Source organism: Burkholderia sp. Ac-20345, assembly GCF_017104825.1.
Classification (GTDB): Bacteria; Pseudomonadota; Gammaproteobacteria; order Burkholderiales; family Burkholderiaceae; genus Burkholderia; species Burkholderia lata_B.
This window is the reverse complement of record NZ_JAAGPO010000534.1, coordinates 1-844: the sequence shown is the minus strand read 5'-3', so window position 1 is coordinate 844 and position 844 is coordinate 1. Positions and strand designations below refer to the sequence as shown.

Annotated in this window: 1 protein-coding gene; it reads right to left on the bottom strand. The window is 69.3% G+C overall.

Going from position 1 to position 844, the window contains the following annotated elements; genetic code table 11:
• Positions 1–844, bottom strand: an 844-nt coding sequence (locus tag G3O06_RS48495) for a cytochrome c (protein ID WP_241020637.1), incomplete at both ends; no start/stop codon positions are given.

Here is an 844-nt window from a genome sequence, read left to right as displayed (position 1 = left end):
TGGAATGGATAGTGTACGGATTGCAGCGTCTTTTTTTTTCTCATTACGCGGGGACCACCGACATCTACACGATCGATCACACTCTTTCCCGCCACGACGCTCTTCCGATCTGTGCGCGATCGCCTGGACATCGGCCTCGGGCAGCGACGCGAGCCCCGCGACGACAGGCGCCATCGGCCCGGCCGCGACGCCATGCTGCGCGGAGAAGCCCGTGCGCAGGTAGTCGAACAGCGCACCTTCGGTCCACGGCACCGGCGTCGTCGGCGACGCGACGAGCGGCGGCGCGACCCAACCCTCGGCCTCGCCGCCCGACAGGTACGCAAAACCGCCCTTCTCCGCACCCAGCGCGTTGCGCGGCGTATGGCACGCGCCGCAGTGCCCGGCGCCGTCGACCAGATACTTGCCGCGATTCCACATCGCGGAGCGCGACGGGTCCGGCGCGAACGGCCGCGTATCGTGAAACAGCCAGTTCCAGCCGGCGACGAGGCGCCGCTGGTCGAGCGGGAACGGCAGCTTCGTCTTCGGCGGCACGTGCTTCACCGGCGGCTGCGACATCAGGTACGCATAGAGCGCGAGCAGGTCGGGCTCGCTCAGCTTCGCGAACGCCGTGTACGGGAACGCCGGGTACAGGTGCGTGCCGTCGCGCGAGATGCCTTCGCGCATCGCGCGCGCGAACGCCGGATACGACCATGTGCCGATGCCGGTTTCCGGATCGGGCGTGAGGTTCGTCGTGTAGATCGTGCCGAACGGCGTATCGAGCGCGAGCCCGCCCGCGTTGGTCGCGCCGCCGGGCGCGGTATGGCACACCGCGCAGTCGCCGGCGAGGGCGACCAGGCGGCCGCGA